Source organism: Pseudomonas sp. PDM04 (genome assembly GCF_014851765.1).
Lineage (GTDB): Bacteria > Pseudomonadota > Gammaproteobacteria > Pseudomonadales > Pseudomonadaceae > Aquipseudomonas.
The window spans coordinates 864,668-886,037 of record NZ_JACVAI010000003.1; the positions used below are offsets into that span (position 1 = coordinate 864,668).

General features: G+C 62.0%; 24 protein-coding genes. 9 read left to right on the forward strand and 15 right to left on the reverse strand.

Features of this window, described 5'->3' with window-relative positions; all coding sequences use genetic code 11:
• Positions 1–9 precede the first annotated feature (9 nt).
• From IB249_RS15960 to IB249_RS15980, 5 genes are all read right to left on the reverse strand, one after another.
• Positions 10–582: a DUF6162 family protein gene (locus IB249_RS15960; RefSeq protein WP_192306326.1), complete on the reverse strand. Its 573-nt coding sequence runs from the start codon at positions 580–582 to the stop codon at positions 10–12.
• Positions 579–908, reverse strand: coding sequence for a hypothetical protein (locus tag IB249_RS15965; protein WP_192306327.1), 330 nt, complete (start codon positions 906–908; stop codon positions 579–581). Before IB249_RS15965 ends, IB249_RS15960 begins: the two co-directional genes overlap by 4 nt.
• A complete protein-coding gene (locus tag IB249_RS15970) occupies positions 905–1,444 on the reverse strand; it encodes a thiamine pyrophosphate-binding protein (RefSeq protein WP_192306329.1) in 540 nt (179 codons plus the stop codon). The genes IB249_RS15965 and IB249_RS15970 overlap by 4 nt, the downstream gene beginning before the upstream one ends.
• Positions 1,441–2,643 (reverse strand): PepSY-associated TM helix domain-containing protein, encoded by a 1,203-nt coding sequence (locus IB249_RS15975; RefSeq protein WP_192306331.1) that lies wholly within the window; start codon positions 2,641–2,643, stop codon positions 1,441–1,443. The genes IB249_RS15970 and IB249_RS15975 overlap by 4 nt, the downstream gene beginning before the upstream one ends.
• A gap of 296 nt (positions 2,644–2,939) precedes the next feature.
• The gene (locus tag IB249_RS15980) at positions 2,940–3,398 is read right to left on the reverse strand and encodes a VOC family protein (RefSeq protein WP_192306333.1); all 459 of its coding nucleotides are present in this window, start codon (positions 3,396–3,398) and stop codon (positions 2,940–2,942) included.
• A gap of 250 nt (positions 3,399–3,648) precedes the next feature.
• Between IB249_RS15980 and IB249_RS15985 the strand changes: the two genes are divergently transcribed.
• The 3 genes from IB249_RS15985 to IB249_RS15995 all read left to right on the forward strand — a co-directional run bounded on the left by IB249_RS15985 (position 3,649) and on the right by IB249_RS15995 (position 6,393).
• Positions 3,649–4,863 carry an SfnB family sulfur acquisition oxidoreductase gene (locus IB249_RS15985; RefSeq protein WP_192306335.1) on the forward strand — a complete coding sequence of 405 codons (1,215 nt, stop codon included), beginning with the start codon at positions 3,649–3,651 and terminating at the stop codon, positions 4,861–4,863.
• A 2-nt stretch (positions 4,864–4,865) separates the two neighbouring features.
• Positions 4,866–5,531 (forward strand): methionine ABC transporter permease, encoded by a 666-nt coding sequence (locus IB249_RS15990; RefSeq protein ID WP_192306421.1) that lies wholly within the window; start codon positions 4,866–4,868, stop codon positions 5,529–5,531.
• Positions 5,532–5,622: 91 nt separating this feature from the next.
• Positions 5,623–6,393, forward strand: coding sequence for a MetQ/NlpA family ABC transporter substrate-binding protein (locus IB249_RS15995; RefSeq protein ID WP_192306337.1), 771 nt, complete (start codon positions 5,623–5,625; stop codon positions 6,391–6,393).
• A 101-nt stretch (positions 6,394–6,494) separates the two neighbouring features.
• Here the strand turns inward: IB249_RS15995 and soxR are convergent, their stop codons facing one another.
• Positions 6,495–6,962 (reverse strand): redox-sensitive transcriptional activator SoxR, encoded by a 468-nt coding sequence (gene soxR / locus IB249_RS16000; RefSeq protein WP_192306339.1) that lies wholly within the window; start codon positions 6,960–6,962, stop codon positions 6,495–6,497.
• A gap of 93 nt (positions 6,963–7,055) precedes the next feature.
• Here soxR and IB249_RS16005 point away from each other — a divergent pair, with 93 nt between their 5' ends.
• The gene (locus IB249_RS16005) at positions 7,056–7,421 is read left to right on the forward strand and encodes an antibiotic biosynthesis monooxygenase (RefSeq protein ID WP_192306341.1); all 366 of its coding nucleotides are present in this window, start codon (positions 7,056–7,058) and stop codon (positions 7,419–7,421) included.
• On the opposite strand, the gene IB249_RS16010 is transcribed toward IB249_RS16005, so the two are convergent.
• The 4 genes from IB249_RS16010 to msuE form a co-directional block, all read right to left on the reverse strand.
• Positions 7,418–8,521, reverse strand: coding sequence for a sigma-54 interaction domain-containing protein (locus IB249_RS16010; protein WP_192306343.1), 1,104 nt, complete (start codon positions 8,519–8,521; stop codon positions 7,418–7,420). The two genes, IB249_RS16005 and IB249_RS16010, sit on opposite strands and share 4 nt — an antisense overlap.
• Positions 8,522–8,545: 24 nt before the next feature.
• The gene (locus tag IB249_RS16015; RefSeq protein WP_192306345.1) at positions 8,546–9,733 is read right to left on the reverse strand and encodes an acyl-CoA dehydrogenase family protein; all 1,188 of its coding nucleotides are present in this window, start codon (positions 9,731–9,733) and stop codon (positions 8,546–8,548) included.
• A 71-nt stretch (positions 9,734–9,804) separates the two neighbouring features.
• The gene (ssuD, locus tag IB249_RS16020) at positions 9,805–10,950 is read right to left on the reverse strand and encodes an FMNH2-dependent alkanesulfonate monooxygenase (protein ID WP_192306347.1); all 1,146 of its coding nucleotides are present in this window, start codon (positions 10,948–10,950) and stop codon (positions 9,805–9,807) included.
• 10 nt (positions 10,951–10,960) lie between these two features.
• Complete coding sequence (gene msuE, locus IB249_RS16025; RefSeq protein ID WP_192306349.1) at positions 10,961–11,524, reverse strand: FMN reductase; 564 nt, start codon at positions 11,522–11,524, stop codon at positions 10,961–10,963.
• A 401-nt stretch (positions 11,525–11,925) separates the two neighbouring features.
• Here msuE and IB249_RS16030 point away from each other — a divergent pair, with 401 nt between their 5' ends.
• From IB249_RS16030 to IB249_RS16045, 4 genes are all read left to right on the forward strand, one after another.
• A complete protein-coding gene (locus IB249_RS16030) occupies positions 11,926–12,195 on the forward strand; it encodes a hypothetical protein (protein ID WP_192306351.1) in 270 nt (89 codons plus the stop codon).
• 98 nt (positions 12,196–12,293) lie between these two features.
• Positions 12,294–12,908 carry a LysE family translocator gene (locus IB249_RS16035; protein ID WP_192306353.1) on the forward strand — a complete coding sequence of 205 codons (615 nt, stop codon included), beginning with the start codon at positions 12,294–12,296 and terminating at the stop codon, positions 12,906–12,908.
• Between the two features lie 161 nt (positions 12,909–13,069).
• Positions 13,070–14,230 (forward strand): aminotransferase class V-fold PLP-dependent enzyme, encoded by a 1,161-nt coding sequence (locus IB249_RS16040; protein ID WP_192306355.1) that lies wholly within the window; start codon positions 13,070–13,072, stop codon positions 14,228–14,230.
• A gap of 63 nt (positions 14,231–14,293) precedes the next feature.
• Entirely contained in the window at positions 14,294–16,102 is a 1,809-nt protein-coding gene (locus tag IB249_RS16045) for an aminopeptidase P family protein (RefSeq protein ID WP_192306357.1), read from the forward strand.
• On the opposite strand, the gene IB249_RS16050 is transcribed toward IB249_RS16045, so the two are convergent.
• Positions 16,095–17,015 (reverse strand): LysR family transcriptional regulator, encoded by a 921-nt coding sequence (locus IB249_RS16050; protein ID WP_192306359.1) that lies wholly within the window; start codon positions 17,013–17,015, stop codon positions 16,095–16,097. The two genes, IB249_RS16045 and IB249_RS16050, sit on opposite strands and share 8 nt — an antisense overlap.
• Positions 17,016–17,119: 104 nt before the next feature.
• Between IB249_RS16050 and IB249_RS16055 the strand changes: the two genes are divergently transcribed.
• Positions 17,120–18,115: a zinc-dependent alcohol dehydrogenase family protein gene (locus IB249_RS16055; RefSeq protein WP_192306361.1), complete on the forward strand. Its 996-nt coding sequence runs from the start codon at positions 17,120–17,122 to the stop codon at positions 18,113–18,115.
• On the opposite strand, the gene IB249_RS16060 is transcribed toward IB249_RS16055, so the two are convergent.
• From IB249_RS16060 to rhtA, 4 genes are all read right to left on the reverse strand, one after another.
• Entirely contained in the window at positions 18,112–18,702 is a 591-nt protein-coding gene (locus IB249_RS16060; protein WP_192306363.1) for a 2-hydroxychromene-2-carboxylate isomerase, read from the reverse strand. The two genes, IB249_RS16055 and IB249_RS16060, sit on opposite strands and share 4 nt — an antisense overlap.
• Before the next feature lie 32 nt (positions 18,703–18,734).
• Positions 18,735–19,463 (reverse strand): SDR family oxidoreductase, encoded by a 729-nt coding sequence (locus IB249_RS16065; protein WP_192306365.1) that lies wholly within the window; start codon positions 19,461–19,463, stop codon positions 18,735–18,737.
• Positions 19,464–19,654: 191 nt separating this feature from the next.
• Positions 19,655–19,936, reverse strand: a complete 282-nt coding sequence (locus tag IB249_RS16070) for a hypothetical protein (protein WP_192306367.1) — start codon at positions 19,934–19,936, stop codon at positions 19,655–19,657.
• 165 nt (positions 19,937–20,101) lie between these two features.
• A complete protein-coding gene (gene rhtA / locus IB249_RS16075) occupies positions 20,102–20,989 on the reverse strand; it encodes a threonine/homoserine exporter RhtA (protein ID WP_192306369.1) in 888 nt (295 codons plus the stop codon).
• Positions 20,990–21,370: the final 381 nt, after the last annotated feature.

Genomic DNA, 21,370 nt, shown 5'->3' on the forward strand with positions numbered 1-21,370 from the left:
GCGAGGGGGTCAATGCCGATGCTGGCGGGTCACGCCGGCGTCGAATTGCGCAACGATCTGCTGCCAGCCGGCGCTTTCCAGCGCGGCGTCAGTCAGGTCGACGGGCGCCTTGAGGTCGGCAGCACGGTTGAGCCAGATGTCGGGGGCGTTGTCATCCGCATCCAGGCGCATCAGGAACGAGCCCGCCACGGCGGGCGCCTGGCTGTGGCCGAAATACGCCCGTGCGTCGAGCAGTTGCCAGGCATGACCGCCACGGCTGACGGAACTGGCGTCCTGGGCGAACGGCGCAAAACCCTCTTCGGCGAGGGCTTCAGGCGTCGGCAGGGTTTGCTGTTCCTGGCGCAGCAGATGGATTTCGTCCAGCGTCACCCGCAGGTCGGCATAGATGCCTTGCTCGGAAGCGCTGAGATCGCGGCGGGCATCCAGCTGATGGCTGGTGATGGCGCTGGTGTCCTGGGACTCATGGCGCCAGGCGACCACCGTACCGGCAACCGCCAGGATCAACAGGCACAACAGCAGCACATTGAGGGTTTCATGACCGGCACCGGCCGGGCGGACGACGTGCGTGGTTGGCGTACTCATGGGGCCTGGATGTCCGCTTGGTCAATCTCGACGACGTGGCCGGGACCGGCGTCGAACAACACGTAGAACTCGGCGCCGGGCTTCTTGAAAGTCAGTTTCGAATCGGCGCCGAGCTTGCCCGGCACCAAGACGGTTTCGTCGTAGCCGATCACATCGAGGGTCACGCCGGGTGCGCCGCTGCCATCGGAGAATCCGCCGGTGCATTCGATCTGCTCGGCGTCGATGGCCTTGCATTCGCACATCGGGTTGTGTGCCAGGGCGCTGGCGCTGAAGCCGGCGCACAGCACCAGCAATGCGGTGTGGAGCGGGCGAAGTGCGTTGATCATGGTTTGCCTCCTTGTTTGTTCAGCCACGCCACGGTGGCCGGGGATGCCTGGCTCAGGGGGACGGATGCCTGATGCATCGAACCGTCCCAACCTTCCATCGTGATCCACAGCTCGTCACTGGCCTTGGTCTTTTCCGGGATGGGCAACATCGCGCCCATGCGATACGGCGTGCCGAAGAAGATCACCCCGGCAGCGCGCAGGCTGCGCGGTTTGCCGATGCGCAGGTAAGTGGCCTTGACCTGGTCGCGGCAGCTGTCGCACAGCGCAGCATTGAAGCTCTTCATGTAGCCGGCCGGGTCGGGACGAGGTGCTTCGTTGCGAAGTTCGGCCAGGCGCAGGCTCCACGGGCCGACCTGCACGTCACCGACCTCGCGCTCGCCCAGGCCGGTGTCGCCGCGGAACAGCGCGACCTCGGAGAAGTATTTGGGCATGAACCCCAGCGGCACCAGCAACAGCAGAATGTTGATGTGGAAGCGCCACTTGTGCCAGAAACGGCTCAATGCCGAGGTTGGCTTTTCAGCGGTGAACAGGCTCATTGGCTGACCTCCGTGGTGTCGCGGCGGGTGACTGGGGTGGCCTCGGCAGACAATGAACGCTTCTTGTCGCGCTTGAGCGCGTTGGCCGTGGCCAGCGCGGTGCGTTTGGTCCAGATCAGCAGGCCGCTGAGGACCATCATGCTCAGGAGCAGGCCGAAGAAGAACCAGATCAACTTGATCCAGAGGCCGCCGAAGTCACCGGTGTGCAGCGGACGCATCGATTCGGTCACCAGCTCCAGGCCGGAGCGGTCCGACAGCAGCCGGGCCACGGCGACATCGCCGGTGTACGGGTTGACCTCGGCCGTCTGGTAAATCAGCGGGTACCAGCTGCGGCCGCCCACCGAGAGGTAGCTGTAGGCGTTGGCGGGCAATCTGACGAAGCTGTCGTCGAGGCCGGGAATGCGTTGCCTGACCTGCTGGATGGCCGACTCCAGGCTGATCATCGGTGCTGGCGAGCCATCGGTCGTGAGCGGCACGCTGTCACGTGGCACCACCGGCGCAACCGGGGCGGTGGAAATCGAGATCTGGTTGTCGAACAGGAACGCTTCCGCCAGGAACCAGGTGCTGGTGACGGAGATCGTGGCGATGAACCAGATCGACCAGATGCCGCTGAGTCGATGGAAGTCACCCCAGAAAATCCGCGCGCCGTGGCGCAGACGCAGGGTCGGGCGCAAAAAGCCCTTCCAGAAGCGTTTGTACACCACCAGCCCGGTGATCAGCGACGCCAGCATCGGCAGGCTGAGGAACGACACCAGGTACCAGCCCCAGCTGTAGCCGTTGGTGAAAGGCACCAGCCACCAGCCGTGCAGGGCGCGGGTAAAGGCCTGGAAGTTGAATTCTGGCGCAACGCCCTGGATGACCCCGCTGTACGGATTGACGTAGACCGTCACGCTGCGCCCGTCGGGGTAGGTGACGCGGGCATTGAGGGCGAAATGCGATTCGTCCGGGCGGCTGATCGATTCGACCAGGGTATTGGGCTCGGCCTTCTTCATTTCAGCCAGGATCTGGTCGTAGCTCAGCAGCGGCGCATCGTCCGCAGGCTGGGTCGCACGCATCTGCGGGTTGGCCAACCAGACGATTTCCTGACTGACCACCGCCAGCGTGCCGGTCACACAGACGATCAGCACGAAAAACCAGATCGGCAGGGCCAGCCAGCTATGAACCAGAAACCAGAGTTTTGAACGGGATTTCTTCGACATGATGGGGGTCTTGTATGGGATGAGAGGGCCCCTGCTGCGGGCTTCCCAGCGTGAGGTCCATGAAAAGTACGGTCGTGGCTTTTGCCTACGCGAACCGACTGCATCTATATAAGACGGATGAGAGTTCAAAATCCCGAAGTGAATATGAAAGTAAATGTTTCCTATTTCTGCAGGCGCCTCAAAAACAGTGGGAGCGGGCTTGTTCGCGAAGCGGGTGTATCAGCGACAGAACTGCCAATTGACACACCTTCTTCGCAAGCAAGCCCGCTCCCACTTCGGGGGGACTCGTCCGGCCATCACCCCTGCTCGAACATCTCCCTGGCCCGCTGTTCGATCTGAGCCTGGGTCAGATCCTCCTTGCGCGTCGCCAGGAACCACAAATGCCCGAAGGGATCCTTCAGCGTGCCGGACCGGTCGCCGTAGAACTGATCCTTGACCTCGGACACCACGGTGCCGCCCGCCGCAATCGCCCGCTGATAGGACGTGTCCACATCCGTGACGTACAGGTGCAGGCCCACGGACGGCGCGGTATCCGGATTGCTCAAGGGGCCCTGGTCACACGGGGTGCCCAGCATGATCGGACTATCGCCGATGCGCAGTTCGGCGTGGCCGACGCCGCCGTCCGGCATGGACAGGCGCATGATTTCGATGGCGCCGAAGGCTTTCTTGTAGAACTCGATGGCCTCGGCGGCCTTTCTGATGCCCAGGTAAGGGGTGATGCCGGGATACCCCTCCGGGATGGGTTTGACGCTCATGATTCGTCTCCCTGTTCTTGTGGTGGGTGTTGCGTTGCCGATTCACTATAGGACAGGGCGCCTGGCACGTACCGAGTGCCCGACCGGGCGCAGCGTCACTGTTCAGCCATCAACAGTGAAGCAACAGAATGCCTGGCTTGCGCCTGTTCACGTCGTCCGAGATGCCCTGAACTGCCCGGAAACAGGAGCTTTGGCCGTCAGGCATGGAAGCTGCAATACCCTCGGTAAACACTGGTACCGAGAGACATGTATGCCTGAATCTGCCGTTTATCCGATCAATCCTCCCGCCGCCCATCGGATCGCCGATGAGGCCGAGGCCTTGCGCGTGGCCGAGCGCGTCGCCGCCGCGTTGCTGGAGCAGGACGCCGAGCGCGATCGCACGCGCCAGGTGCCTGCGCAGATCGTCGACCTGTACTCCAACAGTGGCCTGTGGGGGATCAGCGTGCCGAAGGCGTTCGGCGGAGCGCAGGTGTCATACGCGGTGCTGGCGCAGGTGATCGCGATTATTTCGGCGGCCGACCCCTCCCTGGGACAGATCCCGCAGAACCACTACTGCCTGCTGGAGGACATTCGTCTGCAGGGCACTCCCGAGCAGCAGGCGCACTTCTTTGGCCTGGCGCTGCAAGGGCATCGCTTTGCCAATGCCCTGTCGGAAACCGGCGGCAAGAACGTGCAGGACATCCAGGCGACCATTCGCCCCTATGGCGATGGCCACGTCATCAACGGACGCAAGGGCTATTGCACCGGCTCGCTGTATGCCCACTGGCTGGCGGTGCTGGCGCTGGACGAGGAGCAGAAGGGCCAGTTGTCGTTCGTCCCGCGCGGCACCCCGGGATTGGTGATCGTCGACGACTGGGACAGCATCGGTCAGCGCACCACCTCCAGCGGCACGGTGCTGGCCGAGGACCTGCACGTCCCGGCGTTCAACGTGTTCCCGACCTATCGCTCCTACGAAAGCCCGACCCTGGCCGGCCCGTTCGCGCAATTGACCACCGCCGCCATCGACGCCGGCATCGCCCGCGCCGCGTTACGGGACACCATTGCCTTCGTCCGCCAGTTTGCGCGGCCATGGATCGATGCCGGTGTGGACAAGGCCAGCGAAGATCCGCTGACCATCATTCAGGTCGGTGACCTGGACATTCGCCTGGAGGCCGCCGAAGCCCTGCTCGAACGCGCCGGTTGGGCGCTGGATGCCGCACGTTCGGCACCTGATGAACACAATGTCGCCCAGGCGTCCCTCGCGGTTGCCAGGGCCAAGGTGCTGACCACGGAAATCGCCATCGAGGCCAGCAACAAGCTGTTCGAACTGGGTGGCACCCGTTCGACCTTGAAAAAGCACAATTTCGACCGCCACTGGCGCAACGCCCGGGTCCACACCTTGCACGACCCGGTGCGCTGGAAGTACCACGTGATCGGCAATTGGCTGCTCAACGGCGTGAAACCGCCGCGCCACGACTGGTCGTGATCATGGGCGAACTGTTCAAGAACATTTATTGGGCGGACATCGGCCAGGCGTGCCTCGACACGTTGGCCATGCTCGGCGCCGCCCTCGGTTTTACCGTGCTGCTGGGCTTGCCCCTGGGCGTGGTGCTGTTCCTCACCGGCAAGCGCCAGTTGCACGAAGCCATCGGGGTTTACCGGGTGCTGTCGGTGCTGGTGAACATGCTGCGCTCGCTGCCTTTCATCATTTTGCTGATTGTGCTGATTCCCCTGACCACGCTTCTGGTGGGCACGTCGTTGGGTGTTCCCGGGACCATTCCACCGCTGGTGGTCGGCTGCACGCCGTTCTTCGCCCGATTGGTTGAAACCGCACTGCGCGAGGTCGATCGCGGGGTGGTGGAAGCGACCCAGGCCATGGGCGGCACCACCTGGCAGATCATCCGCCACACCCTGTTGCCCGAAGCCCGGGGCGGCTTGCTCGCAGCGGTCACGGTGACCGCAATCGTGCTGGTGGACTACACGGCCATGGCCGGGGTCATCGGCGGCGGTGGCCTGGGCGACCTGGCGATCCGCTACGGCTATCAGCGTTTCCAGACCGACGTGATGGTGGTCACTGTGGTGCTGCTGTTGATCCTGGTCCAGGCCCTGCAAATGAGCGGTGACCGTCTGGTGGCGCGCTACAGCCGCCGCTGAACATCCGATTCCCTGATTGAAAGACGCAACGAAAACGAACGGGCCCCACGTCCACCCCACGACGGCCACCTTATCTGCCTAGGAGCGCAACATGAAAAAGACCCTGGCCATTCTGGCTGCCCTTGTGTCGTTGAGCGTTCACGCCAACGAAAAACTGACGGTCGGTGCGACACCGGTGCCGCACGCCGAAATCCTCGAGTTCGTCAAACCGACCCTGGCCAAGGAAGGCGTGGACCTGAACATCAAGGTGTTCACCGACTTCATCCAGCCCAACCAGCAACTGGCGCTGAAAAACCTCGATGCCAATTACTACCAGTACCGGCCGTTTCTCGATGACTACAACAAGACCCGTCACACCGACCTGGTGCCGGTGGTGGGCGTGCATATCGAGCCCTTCGGTGCCTATTCGACCAAAATCAAGAACATCGCCGAGCTCAAGGACGGTGCCAGCGTCTCGATCCCCAACGACCCGGTGAACACCGGTCGTGCGCTGGTGCTGCTGCACGAGGCCGGGCTGATCAAGCTCAAGGACCCGAGCAACACCCTGGCGACCCAGCGCGACATCATCGAAAACCCCAAGCACCTGAAGATCCGTGAACTGGAAGGCGCATTGTTGGCACGTTCGGTCAGCCAGGTGGACCTGGCGTTCGTGTTCGCCAATTACGCGCTGGAGGCCGGAATCGACACCAACAGCGCGTTGATCGTCGAAAAGGGCAAGAGCCTGTACATCGAATTTCTCGTGGCCCGCCCGGACAACATCAACGACCCGGGCCTGCAGAAACTGGCCAAGGCGCTGAATTCGGAGGAGGTGCGGCAGTTCATTCTGACCCGCTACAAAGGTCAGATCGCGCCCGGGTTCTGAAATTTCGTTGATTTGCATTTGACGCCATCGCGAGCAGGCTCGCTCCCACAAGGATTGAAGCAATACCTGTGGGAGCGGGCTTGCTCGCGAAGGGCGCCACTCTATTTCGGATCAGCCCCCGGTTCCAGCAACTGCGGCCCGGCCCCTTGCTCCCCCAGCACATCGCCGAAATTGCGCAGCGGACATGCCTCCATCGACAGGCACCCGCAGCCAATGCAGCCATTGAGCTTGTCCCGCAGCAAGGTCAGCTGTTGGATTCGCTCATCCAGTTCCCGACCCCACTGCGCCGACAGCACCTGCCAATCCGCCGCTGTCGGCGCCCGGTTGTCCGGCAGGGATTGGAGGGCCGCACCAATGTCCGCCAAGGGAATGCCCAGCCGTTGCGCCACCTTGATCAGCGCCACCCGCCGCAGGACTTCCCGGGGATAACGCCGCTGGTTGCCCTGATTGCGATTGCTTTTGATCAGGCCCCTGGATTCATAAAAATGCAGTGCCGTGACGGCCACGCCGCTGCGGGCGGCAAGCTGGCCGACGGTAAGTTCTTTATGCACCTGTTCCGGGGTGATCATCGAAAATGCCTCTTGACCTTGACTTAACTAGAGGTTTTACCCTGCAGGTCTTCGGATCGCAAGATTCGGCTTACACGTCAGTGGGGACTTTTCATGCAAGCGTCAGAGAAAAATCGCAGTTTCACCCAGTTGATCGAATTCGAGATCGAACCCCACCAGCAACCGGCCCTGGTATCGGCGTTGTCCCGGCAAACCGAACGCCTGGCCCAGGGGTACAGCGGTTTCCTGAGTGCGAGTATCCAGGCCAGCGACGATGGCCGACGGGTGCTCAATTACCTGCAATGGCAATCGCGTGAGGCGGGGGAGGCGGCGTTTCAGAGCTTTGAAAGCGGCGAGCAGGATTTCTGGCAGCTGATTCGCGCCCATCAGGCGAAAACCGTGACGTTCGGCTCGTTCCAGGTGCTGCACAGCCTGGAACGCAGCCCGGACGACGCGCTGCACTGCAACCTGGTGAATTAAATCGACAGCTGCATCAAACGCTCGCCCTGAACGTTTTCCGTCGGGCGGCGCTTGTTCACCGCCAGCTCTCCAATCTTGATCAGGCGTGTGCGCGTAACGTTGCGGCTCAGACCCAGCAGCGCAGCGGTGTGCACCTGGTTGTAGTGGCTGAAGCGATAGGCGGCGCGCAGCAAGGCGTCCTCGACTTTTTCGTGCAGTGCGCCGGCCTGTTCCTCGAACAGTTTCTGGAAAGCCCGGTCGAGCAGGGCTTCCGGCGAATCGTGGTGATGCCCGTGGCCATCGTCCTGACGTTCGATGCGCATGTGCGACAGGCGCAGGTCGTCGCGCTCGATCACCCCGTTTCGGCAGATCAGCAGGGTGTGGTGAATGACGTTCTCCAGTTCGCGGATGTTGCCCGGCCAACTGTAGCTACGCAGTTTCAGCTCGGCTTCCTTGCTGATGGTGATGGTGCCGTAGCCCAGGCGCTGGCTGTAGGCGTCGACGAAATGGCGGGTCAGCGGCAGGATATCGCCGGGCCGTTCGCGCAGCGGACTCAACTCCAGGCTGACCACGTCCAGGCGATAATACAGGTCCTCGCGGAAATGCCCGGCGTTGATGGCTTTTTCCAGCTGTACGTTGGTCGCCGCCAGCACCCGTACGTTGATCGGAATACTTTTGCGCGAGCCCAGTCGCACCACCTCGCGTTCCTGCAGGACCCGCAGCAACTTGACCTGGATCGCCATCGGCAAGTCGCCGATTTCATCGAGGAACAAGGTGCCGCCGTCGGCCTCTTCGAACCAGCCGGCCTTGGCGCTCAAGGCGCCGGTGAAAGCCCCTTTTTCGTGGCCGAACAGCTCGGCCTCGACCAGGGATTCGGAGAACGCGCCGCAGTTCACCGCCACGAACGGCCGGTTACGCCGGGCGCTGAGGTTGTGAATATGCCGGGCCACCAACTCCTTGCCGGTGCCGGTTTCGCCAATGATCAGCACGCTGGCCTCACTCGGCGCGACTTGTTGCAGATGCGCCAGCAATGCCTGGGATTTCGGGTCTTCGAACACTTGGGCCGTGGCGCGGATCGAGGTGGCCAGAGCGGGCGAGGGCGGTAAGGTCAGCAGTTGCATGGGGGCACGCTCCATGTAGGCAAATTATGAATAGAAAGTCGGAATCGGCAGGGACTGGTTCAGCGCCCAATCGCCCAGTTCATGGAGTTTGTAATCCACCGGGTCGTGCAGGGTCTGTGTGCGCAGGTTGCGCCAGTGGCGGTCCAGGCGCAGCGAGGCGTGAGTCGAGCGCGCGCCGGTCACTTCGAACAGCCGGCTACAGAGTTCCAGGCCGTTTCGGGTGGCGGCGACCTTGGCGGTGGCGATCGCCGTGGCGAGGTGGCCGCGCTCTTCGGCGCTGAGGCCGGGGCCTTTCGCCCAGGCCTTGTCGAGCAGCTCGGCGGCGCGTTCCACCAGCAACCGAACGCCTTCGAGCGCGACCCAGAACTCGCCGTAATGGCCGAGCACATAAGGGTCCTGGCGCACGTCCTGGGTGTTGGATTTATGCCATGGGCGGGTTTCGGTGAGGGTGTATTGTCGCGCTTCTTCGAAAGCGCCTTCGGCAATGCCGAGGAACATGTGGGTGAAGGTCAGCTGCGCGATCAACGGCCGCAGGCAGGCAAACGGTGTGCTCAATGGGCCCGGATCGAGCAGCAGTTCCGACTCCTCGACCCGCACCCGCTCGAACGAGGCGCTGCCGCTGTCGGTCTGGCGCTGGCCCATGTTGTTCCAGTCGTTGTGCAAGGTGATGCCGCTGCGACCGCTGGGGATGGCCGCAATCAGCAGCTTGCCGCCCGCGCTTTCGTCGACGGCCGAGGCGATCAGCATTTGCGAATCGCTGGCGCCGGAGCAGAAGCTCTTCTTGCCGGAAAACTCACGCCAGCCGCCGAGGTCCTTGACCACGGTGCGGGTGTCCAGCGGGTTGAGGGCGTTCCCCCAGAACCAGTTCTTGCGTGCGGTCTGTTCGAACCAGGGCTGCCATTGCTCGGGGCGGGCGAACAGGCGCACGGTGGCGAGCATCAGGTGATGGAAGCCGAAGACGTGGGCAATCGAGCTGTCGACCTTGGCGAACTCGCGCACGATGTTCAGGGTGTCACTCCAGCTGGCGCCGAGGCCGCCGTACTGGGTGGGAATGCTCAAGGCCAGCAGGCCGCTGTCGCGCAAGGCGTCACGTTCGGCTTTCGGCGTACCGCCGCGCTCGTCGCGTTCGACAGCCGTCAGGGCAAACTCGGCGGCCAGTCGGCGGGCGGTTTGCAGGGGGGATATCAGGGCGCTTTGCGGCTTGGCAGTCACGCGGGGTTCCTCAATGAATTTGGCGCGATCCCCTGTCGGAGCGAGCAAGCTCCGACAGGGTTTGGCGTGGGTCAGGCCGTGGCTTTGGCGGGCAGCACGTCGTTGGCGATCATTTCGCCGAACGGCCCTGTGAGGTTGGTGACACCGCGCCCCGCCAGGCTCGCGTAGGGTTCGGGCAGCAGTGGGAACACCAGCTCGGCGAAGCGATAGGCTTCTTCGAGGTGCGGGTAGCCGGAGAAGATGAAGCTCTCGATTCCCAGGTCCGCGTATTCCTTGATGCGTGCCGCCACCTGTTGCGGATCACCCACCAGCGCCGTCCCTGCACCGCCGCGCACCAGGCCGACGCCGGCCCACAGGTTGGGGGAGATTTCCAGATTGTCACGGCGGCCGTCATGCAGCGCCGCCATGCGCCGCTGGCCTTCGGAGTCGAAACGCGAGAACGACTTCTGCGCCGCCGCGATGGTCTCGTCGCTGATGTGTTCGATCAGCTTGTCCGCGGCTTTCCAGGCGTCTTCGGCCGTCTCGCGAACGATCACGTGCAAACGAATCCCGAACTTCACCGTGCGCCCGTGACGGGCGGCGCGCTCGCGCACATCGGCGAGCTTCTGCGCCACGGCCGCCGGTGGTTCGCCCCAGGTCAGGTAGACATCGACCTGCTCGGCGGCGAGGTCATGGGCGGCTTCGGACGATCCGCCGAAGTACAGCGGTGGATAGGGTTTCTGCACCGGTGGATACAGCGCCTTGGCGTTCTGTACCTGCAGATGCTTGCCTTCGAAGTCCACCGCTTCGCCTTGCAACACGCGACGCCAGATCCTGAGGAATTCATCGGTGACTTCGTAACGTTCGCCATGATCGAGGAAAATCCCGTCGCCGCGGTTTTCGTCCGGGTCACCGCCGGTCACCACGTTGATCAGCAAGCGGCCGCCCGACAGGCGATCCAGGGTCGCGGCCATGCGCGCGGAAACGGTTGGCGAAATGATCCCAGGGCGAATCGCCACCAGGTAGCGCAGGCGTTCGGTCAGGGGCACCAGGGCCGAAGCGATGACCCATGAGTCCTCGCAGGAGCGCCCGGTGGGAATCAGTACGCCGTGGTAACCGAGGCTGTCGGCGGCCTGCGCCACCTGTTTCAGGTAGTTGAGGGTCACCGGGCGTGCGCCTTGGGTGGTGCCCAGGTAATGGCCGTCGCCGTGGGTCGGCAGGAACCAGAAAACATCCATGAAGAAGTCCTTAAGCGATTTTCAGCAGATTGTTGGGGTGCACGCCGAACAACGGCGCAGCGCGTTCTGCAGCAAGACGAATGCGGGCCTTCAAGGGCTCACTGGTTATTTGATAATTGGCGAAATCGGCCTCGGTGGCGTAGACCCCGATGGGCAGGGTCAGGGCCTGGAAGAAACTGAAAAGCGGACGCAACTGATGATCGAGAACCAGCGCATGGCGTTCGCTGCCACCGGTGGCAGCGAGCAGCACCGGCGTGTTGATCAGGGCGTTGAGGTCGATCAGGTCGAACAGATGCTTGAGCAGTCCCGGGTAGGAGCCGCGATAGACCGGGGCCGCGACGATCAGCAGGTCGGCGGTCTCGATGGCTTGCAACTGCGCCTCGATGTCGGCCGCCAGTTCCTGACGAGACAGGGCGGCGCCCAGTGGGCGAGCGATATCGCCCAGTTCGATCAGCGTGCTTTCGATCGGTAATTGCCCGGCCAGTTCGGCCAACAACGCCTGGGTCAGTACCAGGGTGCGGGACGGACGCCAGGTTCCGCCGGAAAGGGCGACGACTTTCAATGGACGCGACATCATCAGTTCCTTTTTAAACAGTTGCTCGGGGAGCAGTGAATAGTCACAGGGCTTGAGCAAGAGCTGTACCAAACCGCCAGGCCCAGGTATTGCGTGGCCTGCGACGCACCGACGGCTGCGCACTGTTGGTTTTTCGGGACTGTTTGTTGAATGACTGTTGCCTGGCGAACAGTTGCGTGGGCAACAGTTGGTTCAGGTGTTGGGATTGTTATAAAGCCTTACGCTTATTCCTCAAAATACGATAAATAAATATTTATAGATCTTTAGTGAATATATAACCGCGAAGACCCAGTCATTGGGAAAAGTCGATAGCCACTATCGAAACCGTTGATTTCTGCCCGTCTGTGGGCGCGAGTAGCCTGTGTTCATTGCCCCGAACCCAGATGCCAGGACGCCTTATCATGAAAACGCTACTCACCCCTTTCTTGCTGCTCGCGGTCACCGTTCTTGCCGGATGTGCCAGCCATGTATCCCCGGAATTGCGCCCCTATACGGCCGAGGAAACCCGGGAACTGGCGCTGGAGGCGTTGAACCGTCGTGGTTTGTCGTTCGACGAATACCACGCGAAAAAAGCCGAATTGCTCGGCCAGCCACAGAAAACCTACGGTTTCGATAAGCAGGGTGAGATGAGCGCCGAACGTGCCGTCCAACTGCATGGCCGTCCCAGCTGAGCGACTGTACCGCCCGAAGTTTCGCTCAACTGTCCATGGGTTTCCGGGGTGGCGTGCGATAGGGTCGATACCTGACCGACCCTGATGGACTGCCACCGATGACGCTTTCGCTCGACCTGCTGCTGGGCTTTGCCCTGTTTGCGCTTGTCACTTCGATCACTCCCGGCCCGAACAACACCATGTTGCTGGCATCGGGCGTGAACTTCGGCTTTAACCGCACCATCCCCCATATGCTCGGTATTACCTGCGGTTTCTTTTCGCTGGTGGTGGCGGTGGGTTTCGGCCTGGGCGCGGTGTTCCAGACCTACCCGTTGCTGTACACCGTGTTGCGATATGTCGGCGCGGCGTATTTGTTGTACCTGGCGTGGAAAATCGCCCGTTCCGGTCCGGTTTCCGACGGTGAGTCTAGGCAGGGCAAGCCGATCAGCTACCTGGGCGCCGCCGCGTTCCAGTGGGTCAACCCCAAGGCCTGGATCATGGCGATCGGTGCCATCAGCACCTACACGCCGATGCAGGGCTATTTCACCAACGTCATCGTGATCGCGGCGGTGTTTGCCGTGATCAACCTGCCGAGCGTCGGCGTCTGGGCGGCGTGCGGCACGCTGTTGCGCAATGTGCTCAAGGATCGCCGCTGGTTGCGCCTGTTCAACTGGGGCATGGCCGCGCTGCTGGTGGTTTCGCTGTATCCGCTGTTGCTGGAAAGTTTTAGCTGACGCATTGCTTCAACCCCTTGCCCGATGCCTGTTAAGCTCGCCCTCAGGAGCGTTCCTACGCACTTTTAAATGAAGTCGTACTTCCTTTACGCATCCGATCGGGTATTGCTGGTGCACCGAATTCCGGCACTCGATCCCGGAACAAGCTCTGCGAGTCTTTTATGAATAAACGTCCGTTGTATTTCGACTACGCCGCCACCACGCCGGTGGATGAGCGAGTCATTCAGGTGATGGTCGAGTGTCTGGGGTTTGCCGGCAATTTCGGCAACCCGGCGTCCAGCTCCCATGCATTCGGCCAGCAGGCCCGGCAAACGGTCGAGCGGGCGCGCCAGCAAGTGGCCGAACTGGTCGGAGCCGATGCGTCGCAGATCGTCTGGACATCCGGCGCCACCGAGTCCAATAACCTCGCCCTCAAGGGCGTGGCCCAGGCCCGCGGGGTGTCCGGCGGCCACATCATTACCAGTCAGATCGAGCACAAGGCGATTCTCGACACGGCCAGGCAATTGCAGGACAGCGGCATTGCCGTGACCTACCTGGTGCCGGATGCGCAAGGGTTGATCACCGCGCAAGCCGTCAGCGAGGCAATGCGCGAAGACACCTTCCTGGTGTCGTTGATGCTGGTCAACAACGAACTGGGCACGGTGAATGACATCGCCGCCATTGGCGAAGTCGTGCGCGCCCGCGACGGGTTGTTTCATGTCGATGCCGCGCAGGGCGCGGGGAAAGTCCCGATCGACCTGGCTCGATTGCCGGTGGACCTGATGTCCTTCTCGGCGCACAAGCTCTATGGCCCCAAGGGCATCGGCGCGCTGTATGTCGGGCCCCGCGCCCGTGAGCGCGTGCTGGCGCAGATTCACGGTGGCGGCCATGAAGGCGGTTTGCGTTCCGGTACGCTGGCGACCCATCAAATTGCCGCCATGGGCGTGGCTTTCGCGTTGGCGGCACAAGTGTTCGATGAAGAGAAGGCCACCATCGTGCGTCTGCGCCAGCGCTTGCTCGATTCGCTGCTGAGTCTGCCCGGGGTTCGGCTCAATGGCAGCCCGACCCAGCGCATTCCTCATACCCTGAGCCTGACCTTCGGCGAAGGCGAGTTCAATCCGGCGGCGTTGAGTGCCTCGATCGCGTTTTCCGCGACCTCGGCCTGCAACTCCGCGAGCAATTCACCTTCCCACGTGTTGCTGGCCCTGGGGCATGATGCCCGTTCGGCGAGTCGCACCGTGCGCTTGAGCCTGGGTCGTTTCACCACCGAGCAGGACATCGACCAGGCGGTACAACTGATTAAAGCCAACTGCGCCAGTGCTCCGGCATTCTGGGCGACGTGAGCTTGAAGTGCCGACGCCGATCGGCACTCGACAATAATGATGAAGTGGTTAGCAGGAGACATGATGAATACGCAGCCTTCGATCAACGGATCGGTGCCCGAGCGCCTGGCGCACACCCGCGAGCTGATGAGCCGGGAGGGTATTCACGCCCTGCTGGTGCCGTCGGCTGACCCGCACCTGTCGGAATACCTGCCGGGTTACTGGCAGGGGCGGCAATGGTTGTCGGGGTTCCACGGTTCGGTCGGTACGCTGATCGTGACCCCGGATTTCGCCGGGGTCTGGGCCGACAGTCGTTACTGGGAACAGGCGACCAAGGAGCTCAAGGGCAGCGGCATCGAGTTGGTCAAGCTGCAACCGGGTCAACCGAGCCCGCTGGACTGGCTGGCCGAGCAAACCCCCGAAGGTGGCGTTGTCGCGGTGGACGGCGCGGTGATGGCCGTGGCTTCGGCGCGGACCCTGGGCAGCAAGCTCGAAGCGCGCGGTGCACGCCTGCGTACCGACATCGATCTGCTGGATCAGGTCTGGAGCGATCGCCCGGCGCTGCCGAACGAGCCGATCTATCAGCACTTGCCGCCACAGGCGACCGTCAGCCGTGGCGAGAAACTCGCCAGTCTGCGTGAAACGCTGAGTGCCAGTGGCGCCGATTGGCATTTCATCGCCACACTCGACGACATCGCCTGGCTGTTCAACCTGCGCGGTGGCGACGTCTCGTTCAACCCGGTATTCGTGTCCTTTGCCCTGATCAGCCAGCAACAGGCGACCCTGTTCGTGGCCCTGAGCAAAGTCAGCGCCGAACTGCGCGCGGTGCTTGAGCAGGACGGCATCACCCTGCGCGACTACAGCGAAGTGGCCGACGCCCTGCGTGCCGTGCCGAGTGGCGCCAGCCTGCAGGTGGATCCGGCGCGCGTGACGGCAGGGCTGCTGGACAACCTGGGCAGCGGTGTGAAGCTGGTCGAGGGCCTGAACCCGACGACCCTGGCCAAATCGCAGAAAAGCCTGGCCGATGCCGAACACATCCGGCGCGCCATGGAACAGGACGGCGCGGCACTGTGCGAATTCTTCGCCTGGCTGGAGTCGGCCTGGGGCCGCGAGCGCATCACCGAACTGACCATCGACGAACACCTGACCGCTGCGCGGGCGCGCCGCCCGGATTACGTGTCGCTGAGCTTCAACACCATTGCCGCGTTCAACGCCAATGGCGCCATGCCGCATTACCACGCCACCGAGCAAGAGCACGCGGTGATCGAAGGTGACGGCCTGTTGCTGATCGACTCCGGTGGCCAATACCTGGGTGGCACCACGGACATCACGCGGATGGTGCCGGTCGGCTCGCCAACCGATGAGCAGAAGCGCGACTGCACCCGCGTGTTGAAAGGCGTGATCGCGCTGTCCCGTGCGCAGTTCCCCCGGGGGATTCTGTCACCGCTGCTGGACGCCATTGCGCGCGCGCCGATCTGGGCGGAGAACGTCGATTACGGTCATGGCACCGGCCACGGCGTCGGTTATTTCCTCAACGTTCACGAAGGTCCGCAAGTGATCGCCTACCAGGCCGTGGCAGCGCCGCAGACCGCGATGCAGCCGGGCATGATCACCTCGATCGAACCCGGCACTTATCGTCCGGGGCGCTGGGGTGTGCGCATCGAAAACCTGGCGTTGAACCGCGAAGCGGGCAAGAGCGAGTTCGGTGAATTCCTCAAGTTCGAAACCCTGACCCTGTGCCCGATCGACACCCGTTGCCTGGAACCGTCGCTGCTGACGACCGAGGAAAAGCAATGGTTCAACGCCTATCACGCTGAAGTGCGCGAGCGCTTGAGCCCTCTGCTGGATGGCGCGGCACTGGAGTGGTTGAACACTCGCACGGCGGCTATCTGATCGGCTTGAGTTCAGGCGCTGCCTGCAGCGCCTGGCTCATGTAGTCGACAAAGGCTTTGACCCGGGCGGATTGGCGACGGTTCGCCGGGGACACCGCGTGTATGGGCAGCGACTGCGCAATGTAGTCGGGCAGAATCTCCGTCACGCGACCCGCTTTCAGGTCTTCGCTGAACAGCCAGACCGGCGACAGTGCAATCCCCAGCCCTGCCAACACCATTTCGCGAATCGCCTCCGAATTGTTGCTTTGCGCGTTGCCGTTGATCCGTACTTCGTGTCGTTGGCCATCGTTTTCGTACACCCACAGGTTATGACTGCTCAACAGGTTGAACGGCAGGCAGTTGTGCTCTCGCAGCGCTTGCGGTGATTGCGGGTGGCCCCGTCGCTGCAGGTAGTCGGGGGCCGCGACGGTCACGCGATGGGTGGTGCCGATGCGACGGGCGAGCAGGCCGCTGTCGTTCAACTCGCCGATTCTGAACGTGACATCCAGGCCTTCACTGATCAGATCCTGGTTCTGATCATTCAATTGCAGGTCAATATCGAGGTCGGGATGGCGCTTGAGAAACTCCGCCAGGCGCGGGGCAATTTGCAAACGCCCGAAACTGACCGAAGAGCCGATGCGCAGGTGACCGGCGATACTTTCCCGGCCTGACTGGAAACTCAGCTCGGCAGCATCGACTGCGGCGAGGATGTTTCGGCATTCGTCGTAGTAGCGCTGACCTTCGTCGGTCAGGGACAGCCGACGGGTGCTGCGAGCAATCAGCTTGCCACCCAGCTCGCTTTCCAATGCCCGCAGGACTTTGCTGATGGTTGGCTGGCTGGTTTTCAGCTCTCGGGCTACGGCCGAGAAGCTGCCACGTTCGACGACCCGGACGAAGATCGCCATTGCATTGAGTTTGTCCACAGCAATTCTCATTCATGCCAAAGGGGCATGGTTACTATAGCTATATAGGGTCTTATCAGCATGAGTCGACAGGAAGAAGATTTATCCCACAGCCACCACTGATGGGAACTTGCGAAATGACTGACTCACTGGAAATGCGCGCTTTGATCATCGACTCGGCTAACGCTCCGCTGCGCCTGGTGTCCATGGCGCGGCCGACGCCGCAAGCCGGGCAAGTGCTGGTCCGGATCAAGGCCAGTGGTCTCAACCCGCTGGACGGGAAAATCCGTGCCGGCCAGGCAGCCCATGCACATCAACCTTTGCCGGCGACAGTGGGCATTGATCTGGCCGGAATCGTTGAGGCTGTCGGGGAAGGCGTGAGCGATTGGCGTCCGGGCGACGAAGTCTACGCCATGGCCACGGGGATTGGCGGTGCGCAAGGCTCGTTGGCCGAGTATGCCGCAGTCGATGCGCGGCTCCTGGCGCCCAAGCCCGGCAACCTGAGCGCCCGCGAAGCGGCGGGATTGCCGTTGGTGCTGATCACCGCATGGGAAGGGCTGGTGGACCGGGCGCGGGTGCGCGAGGGCCAGAAAGTGCTGATTCACGGCGGGGCAGGTGGTGTGGGTCATGTTGCCGTGCAAATCGCCCGTGCGTTCGGGGCCGAGGTCTTTGCCACAGGGGCCGCGAGGCACCAGGCAACCATCGAAGGGTTCGGTGCAACCTTCATCGATCGCAGGAGCCCGGTCGAGCAGTATGTGGCGCAACATACCGCCGGGGAGGGGTTCGATATCGTCTACGACACCGTGGGCGGCGAAACCCTGGATGCCTCATTCAAGGCTGCGCGGGTTTACCACGGGCATGTGTTGAGCTGCCTTGGCTGGGGACAACACAGCCTGGCGCCGCTCTCGTTTCGTGGGGCAACGTATTCCGGAGTGTTCACGCTGTTGCCGTTGCTCACCGGTGTGGGCCGCGAGCATCACGGACAGATTCTTCGCGAGGCGACGCGATTGATCGAGGCGGGTTCGCTCAGGCCGTTGATGGACCCTCGCACGTTCACGCTGGAGACCGCCGAGTCCGCCCACGAGTTGCTCGGCTCGGGAGCGGCACAGGGGCGGTTGGTCGTCGACATTTAGCGCAAGGCTTCAAGAACGAATTCGAGCCGATCCTGACCGAAGAACAATTGGTTATCGACAAACATGCTCGGCGCGCCGAACACACCGCGTTCCACCGCCTGTTCGGTGTTGGCCTTGAGCACGGCCTTGACCTCCTCATCTGTGGTCAAGGCCAGTACTTCATCGGGATCGAAACCGTGCCGGGTCAGAACCGTAGCAACGGTCGCCGGGTCATCGAGGCTGCGCGCCTCCACCCAGAGGGCGTGAAACAGGCAATCGATGAACGCCTGAAAGCGTTGAGGATGGCGCAATTGCATGCCGGTGACGGCGCGCATGAGCATGAGGGTGTTGATGGGGAAGTTCGGATTGTATTTCAGCGTCACGCCATAGCGCCTGGCATAGCGATCCAGGTCCTGGAACATATAGCGGCCCTTGGCCGGGACGGTCACGGGGGAGGCGTTGCCAGTGGATTTGAAGACGCCGCCCAGCAATATCGGAATGTAGATCAGTTGGCTGCCGGTTTGTGCACAGATGCCCGGCAGCTGGGTGTAGGCCAGGTAGGTCGCGGGGCTGCCCAGGTCGAAGTAGAACTCCACGGTTTTGCTCATGGTCGGTGCGCTCTTTATTGTTGTAGGGAGGCTTACCAGCGTTCGTTCCAGGGGCGCAGATCTAGCTCGAACGTCCAGGCGTCCCGGGGCTGGCTGTGCAGGAACCAATAATTCTCGGCTATGTGTTCGGGATCGAGGATGCCGTCCTGATCCTTGGTGGCGTATTTCTCGGGGAAAGACTCGCGAATGAAATCAGTATCGATGGCGCCATCGACGATGACGTGGGCCACATGAATATTCATCGGCCCCAGCTCACGGGCCATGCTTTGGGCCAATGCCCGGATGCCGTGCTTGGCGCCGGCGAATGCCGCAAACCCGGCAGCACCCCGCAGCCCCGCCGTCGCCCCGGTGAACAGGATAGTGCCCCGTTGACGCTTGACCATGCGCTTGGCCACTTCGCGAGCATTCAGGAAGCCGGAGAAACAGGCCATCTCCCAGATCTTGAAATACTTGCGCGCGGTTTCCTCGAGGATACTGCAGGGCACATTGGCACCGATGTTGAAGACGAATGCTTCGATGGCGCCGACCTGGCTTTCTATCTGCTCGATCAACGCAATCACATCCTCTTCCTTGCGCGCATCGCAGGCAAAACCGTGGGCTTCTCCGCCTGCGCCGTTGATGGCGTCCACCAGAGGCTGGAGTTTGTCGGCACTGCGCCGGGTTACGCAGGCGACAAAGCCTTCCTGTGCAAAACGCCTGGCGATTGCGCCACCGGTGGCGTCGCCTGCACCGACCACCAATACGACCTTCTTGTTATTCATGTTGAGGTCCCTTGCTAAACGATCGTTGAGTGAACGGACGTTATGCCGGGGATTGGAGGGGCGTCAAGAAGGTGAATGGCGGGAGGGGCGATGTTTCACCCGGCACACGCCAGCCGCGAATTCAGCGAGGGTGCCGAATTCCGGTGGCGATGAGATGAGCCGTCGGAACTGCGTGGAGAGACGGCATCGATCTATTTGCAGATGACGATCATGCTGCGGCTGGTATAGCCGGCGGGATTAAGGCCAAACGGATAGTCGCCGGGTTCTTCCACGCCATCCCCCGACTTCGCGATGACTTTGTAACCCTTGGGTGCGCACGAATTGGCGGCGCTGGTGTAACACTTGTCCCACGAGGACGACAGCCCGGAGCAGTTGATGTGCAAACCTTTCTTGCCACGTTTGGTGTGGGTTTCCGAGGTCGCCGCGCAGCCTGCAATCGCAAGTACGGCGATCAGTATCAAAATTCGTTTCATTGCTGTCCTTAACGCGTCCCGGATCTTCGTGCCCGGGTCTGGCAGTATCCGCTTTCGCTGAAGCGTCTCTGATATCCCTATCCTGAAAAGTCCATGTCTGAAATTAAGTGCGGGCTAAACATGGCCTAAATGAGCGGTAAATGCCAGAGTTTCGTCAAACCCGTGTCAGTCTGCCGCGATTGCTGGCTTGGCCGTACTGCCCATGGTCAAGGTCGCGCCCACGGAAGCCAGAATGATGCACAGGATGGCCAGCCATTGTGACAGTGTGAGGAATTCCTGCAGGAACAGCAGGCCTGACAGGGCGCCAAACGCGGGTTCGATACTCATGAGCGTTCCGAACGTTCGGGTCGGCATCCGCGTGAGGGCGACCATTTCCAGGGTATAGGGCAGGGCGGTGGACAGCAGGGCAACACCGATAGCTACAGGGATCACCGATAGCGTCAGCAGCGCGGTGCCCGCATGGGCGATGCCGAAAGGCGTCACGAACAATGCGGCGATCATGACGCCCAGTGCAGCCGTCTGTACGCCATTGTCGGCACCGGCCTTCTGCCCGAAGAGAATGTAGAGGGCCCAGCAGACGCCCGCCCCCAAGGCATAACCGGCACCGAGGGGATCGATGCCGGAGGACGTGGCGCCTGTCGGGATCAGCAGCATCAGGCCGGCAGCGGCAAGAGCGACCCACAGGAAGTCGATCGCGCGGCGCGAAGCATAGATGGCGACCGCCAGCGGGCCGGTGAACTCCAGCGCAACCGCGATGCCCAGTGGCACTGTGCGCAAGGACATATAGAAGAGAAGGTTCATGCCCCCCAACGCAATCCCGTAGACGATCACGGTGCGCAGGGATTTGGCAGTGAGCTTTGCACGCCAGGGGCGCAGCAGCAGGAGCATGATCACGCTGGCAAAGATCAATCGCAGCGTCGTGGTGCCCTGGGCACCCACCACCGGGAACATGCTTTTGGCCAGAGAAGCTCCGGACTGGATCGAAGCCATGGCTATCAACAGCAGGCCAACCGGGAAGAGGGTAGAGGCAAGGCTGCGGGGTTGGTCTTTCATCAGGTGGCATCATCCAGGGCAGACAGCAGAAGCTGATTGTAGTTTGAGCAATATACTGCGCATTCCTGATCGGCGCGTCTATATATAAGCGGTGTTTTCGAAACGCCTGATAGAAATCCTGAATTAGGGGTTGACGGCAGATTCTGGACGTCTATAATTCGCCCCACTTCCGGCGCAGTCGAAACGGAAAACTCCTTGGTAAACAAAGAGTTACGCAGTTTTCGGCAGCGAGTTGCTTCAGGTCATCGAAGCCTGGAAGGAGTCGGTCAGGCAGTGTGCAGTCGCTTGATGGACGGTTCGATCTTCTCGGTCGAAAGCGGTGAAAAAGAGGTGTTGACAGCAGCGAGTAACGCTGTAGAATTCGCCTCCCGCTAACGAGAG